At 61.8% G+C, this 7,656-nt stretch carries 7 protein-coding genes; 3 read left to right on the top strand and 4 right to left on the bottom strand.

The window, feature by feature from the left end; genetic code table 11:
• Positions 1–138 precede the first annotated feature (138 nt).
• Together M3436_17835 and M3436_17830 are read left to right on the top strand one after the other, a co-directional pair.
• Entirely contained in the window at positions 139–876 is a 738-nt protein-coding gene (locus tag M3436_17835; protein MDQ3565877.1) for a hypothetical protein, read from the top strand.
• Between the two features lie 40 nt (positions 877–916).
• Positions 917–1,363: a VOC family protein gene (locus tag M3436_17830; GenBank protein MDQ3565876.1), complete on the top strand. Its 447-nt coding sequence runs from the start codon at positions 917–919 to the stop codon at positions 1,361–1,363.
• Between the two features lie 156 nt (positions 1,364–1,519).
• Here the strand turns inward: M3436_17830 and M3436_17825 are convergent, their stop codons facing one another.
• The 3 genes from M3436_17825 to M3436_17815 form a co-directional block, all read right to left on the bottom strand.
• A complete protein-coding gene (locus M3436_17825) occupies positions 1,520–2,629 on the bottom strand; it encodes an alpha/beta hydrolase-fold protein (GenBank protein MDQ3565875.1) in 1,110 nt (369 codons plus the stop codon).
• Between the two features lie 336 nt (positions 2,630–2,965).
• Positions 2,966–3,466: a hypothetical protein gene (locus M3436_17820; GenBank protein ID MDQ3565874.1), complete on the bottom strand. Its 501-nt coding sequence runs from the start codon at positions 3,464–3,466 to the stop codon at positions 2,966–2,968.
• Positions 3,467–3,497: 31 nt separating this feature from the next.
• A complete protein-coding gene (locus tag M3436_17815) occupies positions 3,498–4,232 on the bottom strand; it encodes a glycosyltransferase (protein ID MDQ3565873.1) in 735 nt (244 codons plus the stop codon).
• 257 nt (positions 4,233–4,489) lie between these two features.
• Between M3436_17815 and dtd the strand changes: the two genes are divergently transcribed.
• Complete coding sequence (gene dtd / locus M3436_17810; protein ID MDQ3565872.1) at positions 4,490–4,942, top strand: D-aminoacyl-tRNA deacylase; 453 nt, start codon at positions 4,490–4,492, stop codon at positions 4,940–4,942.
• A gap of 742 nt (positions 4,943–5,684) precedes the next feature.
• Here dtd and M3436_17805 read toward each other — a convergent pair.
• Positions 5,685–7,148, bottom strand: a complete 1,464-nt coding sequence (locus M3436_17805) for a DEAD/DEAH box helicase (GenBank protein MDQ3565871.1) — start codon at positions 7,146–7,148, stop codon at positions 5,685–5,687.
• Positions 7,149–7,656 lie beyond the last annotated feature (508 nt).

Here is a 7,656-nt window from a genome sequence, read left to right as displayed (position 1 = left end):
CAGTTAGGTTAGGGAACGGTGTGTTGTTCCAATGCGGGTATTGTTGCATTGCAGCATAGGTTTGTCAACACCTTTGTGACCGGTCGCTTTGGGGTAATCTCCGACCAGTTGTCGAGCTCCCGAACAGAAAAGTGCTAAATGTCTTGGCGCGTAGCACCGGTGGAAATTCGGCGGCGCCGGATGCCCCGCATCGTCCAGCAATACGTGCGAGGCGCTAGGAACGCGCTCGACGCAGGATTCGACGGCATCGAGGTCCACGCCGCCAACGGTTATCTGCTGGACCAGTTCATCAATTCGAGTACTAATCGCCGCGCCGATGAGTACGGCGGTGCAATCGAGAACCGGGCGCGGCTGCTGCTGAAAGTGGTCGACGCGGTCTGTGCAATCTGGGGCGGGGATCGGGTCGGAGTAAGACTATCGCCGCTCGGAACATTTAACGATGTCGGCGACGACCATCCGGAAGCGACATTTGGATACATCGCCGAAGGGCTTAACGACCACAACCTCGCTTATCTGCACGTCATCAATCCAGGCGCTGCCGCGATGGAGAAAGGCGGCGACCCCGACTCTCGCGCATTGCGAATGCTCGAGCTGATGCGGGAAAAATATCGCGGGACCCTCATCCTCGCCGACGGCTTCGATCATGACTGTGCCGAGGAATGGCTTGGCCAGGGCAAGGCGGATTTGATTGCTTTCGGCCGCAAGTTCCTGGGCAATCCCGATTTGCCGGAACGATTCCGCTCGCGCACACCCCTCAACGCCGACGATCCATCCACCTATTACGGCGGCGGCGCCAAAGGCTATACCGACTATCCCAGCCTTGCCCAGGAACGCGGCGAACAACCCAAGCCCTGTGGGGACGAGAGATGGAGATGACGCAGGCCATGTCGCCAGCAAAAGCCCAAGGTGGTAACAGATGAAAGCCCATTACCTCGGTCATGTCGTTTTCTATGTGAAGGATCTCAACCGGTCGCTGGCTTTTTATCGAGACCTTCTGGGGTTTCGGGAAGTGGGGCACATCTTCGACGGCAAGGCGGCGGCGCTCACTTCGGGCAGGACGCATCACCAGCTGTTGCTGATCGAGGTGGGCGACGCTCCTCGCGCTCCGGCCGGACGCCGATTGGGCCTCTATCACATCGGCGTCAAAGTCGGCGACAGCCTGGATGAGCTTCGCGCCGCGAAGAAAGAACTCGAGGACGCCGGCGTGACGATCGCCGGAATGAGCGATCACACGGTGAGCCAGAGTTTGTATCTGCGGGACCCCGACGGCAATGAAATCGAACTCTACGTTGATGCCGATGAGGCGATCTGTAGGAAAGATCCCGCGGCCGTCCTGGCACCGATCAAGCCGCTGCGTCTTTAAGCGTTATGGCTCTCAAGCGAGATCTGTGGTCCGCAAAAATAACGTGGCTCGTTCTATTCTAGGTAACCCGGCCCCGATCTGCAGTTTGTTTGGACATCGGACCACAATAGTCATGCCCGTGTGAAAGGAACCCATTTGGCGAGCCGGATCAACGCGTCAGCCCCTCAGAACCTTATACAAAAACGGCAGACTTTTCTCCATGCGGTAGTCAATACCCGAGTGTGTGTCATCGAACTCCTCGTAGGTATGGGGAATTTCGTTTTCCGCAAGCCGCTTGGAGAGGATGCGAGTGCCGTAGTGAATGTGATACTGGTCGCGCCAACCACAGTCGATATAGATGCCTTTCAGCGACTTCAAGTTTTCACGGTAGCGTCTGACGAGGTGAACGGGATCGTGCTTCAGCCATGCCCGCCAACGCATCTCAATCAACTGCCCGGTCTCAAGGTTGAAAGGCAGGTGGAAACCGTTGGGTGCTTTAGGGTCCGGATCGTAGGTCGCCGCCATGGCAAGGTTCATAAGGCAATGCACCTCGGTATCGCTCAGCTTCTCGTTCTTCCACACGTGGTCAAGGAAGCGCTTCACGCGTCCATCATCGATCCCCTCCGTGGCGTTCTGCTCCTCCTTGAGGACCTCGATATTGCCAGCCTTGCGCTTCCTCTGGCGATATTTGGCGAGTTCGTTGAGCGTGTTGGGCCAGTCGCAGCGGTAGACGAAATCGAAATAGGCGTCGCCCGAGTGGTTGGCAATGGCACCCCAGTATTTGGCGTATTTCATACCGTGGATCATCGCTCCGTAACCCCCTGAGGACTTACCGAAGCAACCGCGATGTTCGCGTGAGGCGAGGGTGCGGAACTCGCGGTCGACGCAGGGGATTAACTCACGGGTGAGATACTCCGCATAGGGTCCGATGGCCGAAGAGTTGACGTACTGGTTACCGCCGAGCGCGGTGAAGCAATCGGGAAACACCGCGATGACTGGTCCCATCTTCTTCTCATGAATGAGCCGGGCGACGCGCTCCGGCACGCTGTCCTCAAAGGGGCGCCAGTTGACGTGGCTCAAGCCTGAACCGGTATAGCCCACCAGGTCGAAGAGTACCGGAAAGCGCTTGCCTCGCCCACGCGTTGAACCCTGGTCATATTGAGGTGGTAACCACACGGCGAGCATACGCTCGTGGGGATCGCCGAGCGGATTATCCGCAAGGATACTGGAACTGTGGTGCAGAGTGACCAGCTTGCCGGCCGGCCAATGGGTTCGTTTTAGAGCCATCTTGCGTGTCTCAACCCCTGGCTGGTTCGAGCCGACAGGAGCAGCCGTCGGACACGAGGGTGAAATACGATCAACTCGCCGTGCTTAGGGCATTCTAAACCTCATCGACTTGAGCACTTGCGTCCATTGCAGCGCTTCTTGGTACACCGTTCTTAGGCTACGGCCATGGTAGGGATCATTTTCACACGATATCCTATTTCCATAAAACTCGCCGTACCTCGCACTTGTGTGGGCGTAGACCTCGATTTCGGCCCCACAGCGTGCCGCTCCTCCCGACCACCCCCGACCCAGCGGAGGCCGCCTAGTGCGATAACGCATGCTCAATGAAATCACACGCTACAGCGGTACCGTCCTCACGCTGCACGTGCTCCCGATCTGGCCCGCGCGTTCGGCATAGCTCGGGTCATCGAGGAGTCGTGCCAACTCCGCGATGATGCGGGGAACTCGGTAAGAGGTGCGTGGCAGCGTGCGACCTGCGCCTAAACGCGCAATCCGTGCGGCGTTATCGAACTGATCATGGGCGAAGGGGACCACGAGCATCGGTCGGCCGGCGCGCAGCGCCTGGGCCGTCGTCCCTATCCCGCCGTGATGCACGACTAGCCGGGCATGTGGCAGCAACCGCCCGTAGGGGGCGTAGTCGAAGCACGCGACCCCCTCGGGCAGTGACCCCGGCGGACGGCCATCGCCAACGAGCACGAGGGCACGTTGACCCAGTGTCTTGGCGGCGGCGATGCCCTGCTCGAAGAAATCCTTGGCCACCCAGACTGCCGAAGACCCGAGGGTGAACACGATCGGCGCAGGTCCGCCCTCCAAAAACCGCTGTAGCTCCGATGGCAAGCCGGCCGCATCTGCGGGTCGTCCACGCAGGTCATGGAAGGGGAAACCGGTCACCTGCGTCCGGGCTGGCCAATCGGGTTGCGGGGACGCCAAAACGGACGAGAAAAGCGCCAGCACGCCGGCGGGCGAATGCTGGCCCTCGACCAGCGGGTGCCTGCCAGGCGGCAGACCGAGGTCGGCGCGTAAGCGGTAGAGGGGCCGCACGAACGGTGCCGTGAGCCTTTTTGCCAGCCATACGAACAGCCCGCCTAGCTAGCCGCGGGTGCAGCCGCAGCACGCGGTGCAGAGAGGGCATGCGCGGTCCCAGTGGGGGGTCGAAGGCCGAAAACAACGAGAAGGGCGATAACACGGTCGATAGCCAGGGGACCCCGCACGCCTCGGCGACGATGGGCCCGACCAGCGGGAGCGGGTGGGTCACCAGGAGGTCGGCCCCCAGAACGGCCGCGGAGAGGTCCTCGTAGATCTGGCGGAGATAAGGCAGGATGAGCCGTCCGAGGATCGCTTCCCCGCCGCGTTTCGGGTGCATCAAACGCTCGACCAGCGGCACGAGGACCTCCGGTTGGTCATGGGAGGGCAGCTCGGGACGCACGGGATAGAAGGTGATCCCGAGGGCCTCGATCTTCTCGCGGTATACCGAAGTCGTGACGATGAGCGGACGGTGACCGCGCGCCTTCAGCTCGAGCGCGATCGCCACATAGGGGTTCACATCGCCCAGCGATCCGAAGGTCGAAAGCACGATGCGTTTCGCGCATCTCTTGTGGCGCATGATGACGGCCTATGATCAAGGCGGAAGGACGATCCGGCGCTAAGCGTGCCCCCGCAAGGTGGTAACAAACTGCGAACAGGCGTGAGGGCAACGCGCACAAGGACAGCCCACATGCTCCGGGTGTCCCGCGCTATTCTACTGCATCGCCGTGCGCCGCTACCCGAACGGACCTTTGGGCCTTGAGTAAGGACATAATTGGAACTTTGTTAGGATAGCGGGCTCGCCATCCTCATACAGGTACAGGAAGTCACTGGGCAATGATCGGTCTTCTTCAGCGCGTTACCGAAGCACGGGTCCAGGTCGAGGGTGTCACCATCGGCGCCATCGCCACCGGGCTCTTGGTGTTTGTTGGAGTCGAACGCGGTGACGGCGAATCCCAGGCCGATCGGCTCTTGGAGCGGCTCTTGGGCTACCGCGTATTTCCGGATCGGGAAGGTAAGATGAATTTGAGCCTGACCGATATCCGCGGTGGTCTGCTCTTGGTCCCGCAGTTCACCCTTCCGGCCGATACCAAGAAGGGCATGCGTCCGAGCTTTACCCCGGCCGCAGCGCCGGCCGAGGGTGAACGCCTGTTCCACTATCTGCTGGAGCGCGCCCCGTCCTTGCACGCTCCGATCGCGAGCGGTCGTTTCGGCGCTCACATGCAGGTCACGCTCACCAACAATGGACCCGTGACCTTGTGGCTGCGGGTCGACCCCAAAGCTGCCTGAGGCCATCCTGCACGAGTCCTTGCTCGCGGAGTTCTACGCCTTGCTGATTCCACAGACCCTAGAGTAGCTGCGACGAATACTCGTCCACCGTCCGCTCCATAGCCTACTATGATGCGTGCTTGCCGAGATCACGAAATCGGGTTCGTATAAGCGCATGGCCATGATGGCGCAATGCACGCACTAGGGAGACGGCATCAACGGTCCACCCACACTCAATTCATCGATACCCCGCCGTTTGTGGCGGGCACCTCAGCCTTGGGGTTTCCAAAGGGGAGTAGTGCAACTCTCCCCTTTTATCGCCTGCGGAATGTATGCCCCGCAGGCCGTCGTACGCGTGGTAGAAGGTGGCGGGTTGCATGATGACGAGGTAGCCTCGCCGAAACTTGCCGCTTAGTGGGCCGGTAAAATTAGCAATTCGCCACACACACGCTCGACGAGGTGCGCGCCGCCGAGGCACGGCGGCTCGTCCAGACGGTACAAGCCGGTGCTGAAGAAGCCCCGCCGGTGCCTGCTCCAACGTAAGGAGAACCTGACTGACCATCAGCGCATCCGGCTGCAGCGTGCGCGCCTATCTGCTCAAGAAGGACTTCCAGCAGTTCTGAGACTACGAATCGCCCACTTCGGCAGGAAAGTATATGGATCAGTGGTGTGCATCGCGCGTTTCATTGTGTTATAGGCTCTGATCAATCAACGGCGGGAAAGCCGCCGTTCACGCGGGCACGGCGCCAGGCCCGCGCCACCCTCAGCCAGCTTTGCGGCCCGAGGTGCCGAACAGCGCCGGAAACGGCTGCGTCTGGACGCGCTGTGGCGATAGCTGCCGGTTGCCGGGGTGAGGGTGCTGCCGCGGTTGCGCGGGCTGCCGAGCCTGCGGGCGTTGCGGTTGCGGTCCGGCGTGCTGGGCCGCGGGTGCGCGCGGTTCGTGCCGGCGCCTCTGCCGGTTCGGTTGCTGGTGGTTGCCGCTTTTGCGGTGGTGCGGCTGCGCGGTGGGTTGCTGCCCGCGCCCCTGGCGCTGGTGTCTCTGCGGCTCGGCCTGACGCGCCGGGGCGTGAAACGACGATCCGGGCTCGAAGCCGGCGACGGGCCGCTGCTCGATACGCTTGTTGATCAAGCGCTCAATCGCGGCCAGCAGCGGCCGGTCTCCGCTGCACACCAGCGACACGGCCTCGCCCGACAAGCCCGCGCGGCCGGTGCGGCCGATGCGGTGCACGTAATCCTCCGGAACGTACGGCAGGTCGTAGTTCACCACGTGCGGCAGCTCTTCGATGTCCAGCCCCCGCGAGGCGATATCGGTGGCGACCAGCACCTGCAGCTCGTTGTCCTTGAAGCGCTTCAGGGTGCGCATGCGCGCGGGCTGGCTCTTGTTGCCGTGGATCGCGTCCGCGTCGATGCCGTCGCGATCGAGCTGCTGGGCGAGCCGGTTCGCGCCGTGCTTGGTCCGAGTAAACACCAGCACCTGTTGCCAGTTGTTGGTCTTCACCAGGTGTGCGAGGAGATCGCGCTTCCGGTCCTTGTCCACCGGATGTGCGACCTGCGAGATGATCTCTATCGGCAGGTTGCGGCGCGCGACCTCGACGGTGGCCGGATCGCGCATGAACGAGCCGGCGAGCTTGCGGATCTCGTCGGGAAAGGTCGCCGAGAACAGCAGGTTCTGGCGGCCCGCCGGCAGCAGCGCGAGGATGCGGCGGATGGCGGGGATGAAGCCCATGTCGAGCATGCGGTCGGCCTCGTCGAGCACGAGGATTTCCACCTTGCGCAGGTCTATAGTGTGCTGCTGCACGTGATCGAGGAGGCGGCCCGGTGTCGCGACGACGATGTCCACGCCGCGGCGCAATTCGTCGGCCTGCGGGTTGAAGCCGACGCCGCCATAGATCACGGTCGAGCGCAGCTTGAGATACTTGCCGTAGGTGCGGACGCTGTCCTGCACCTGCGCCGCGAGCTCGCGGGTCGGGACGAGGATCAGTACCCGTACCGGATGGCGCGCAGGCGAGGCGCTTGCCTTAGCACCAGTCGCGAGCCGTTGCAGCAGCGGCAGAGCGAAGCCGGCGGTCTTGCCGGTGCCGGTCTGCGCGGCGCCGAGCAAATCGCGCCCGGAGAGCACGATCGGTATAGCCTGCGTCTGGATGGGGGTGGGTTCGGTGTAACCCTGCTCGGCGACAGCGCGGAGCAGCTCGGCCGACAGGCCGAGATTGGTAAATGAATTGCTCATGACAATCTCCTGAATATCGACCCGGGAAGCACTAGCCTTCCAAACCGGTTCAGGCAGATGTGTTGTGGTGGAGAATTCGAGGGCCTTAAGGAGGAACCGCGAACAGACTGAGACGCTAACCGGATGACGCGAAACAGAAACCTTAGCGCGCACTATACACGAGTTAGGGGCGGCTGTCCTGATTATCTTGGCAACGGTGGCCAGTGAACGGACAAACGGGTTCCAACTGCTACGGATGAACTCGTTCTCGCCGGGCACCGGCGGGAAGCGCTGCTCGCGCCAGCGCGCCTAGGCGCTCTCGAGCCGACACTTTCTTGTTCGAGCGCTCGCCGGGGCGGTCGGGTAACCCGCATCCGCAGCATCAGTTGCGTACGTTGTTCAACGCTCAGTTCCGATTTCTTGCCCATCTCCGTTCACCTTCCCGACACCTCATGTCTCACTTTACATCGTGTCCGGGGAAATCGGAGCAATACAGTACCGACCTCCCATCGGTTCGTCGAACGGCTTT

It is taken from the genome of Pseudomonadota bacterium (assembly GCA_030859565.1).
Lineage (GTDB): Bacteria > Pseudomonadota > Gammaproteobacteria > JACCXJ01 > JACCXJ01 > USCg-Taylor.
The sequence above is the reverse complement of the archived record's forward strand: the minus strand, read 5'-3'. Positions and strand labels throughout refer to the sequence as shown.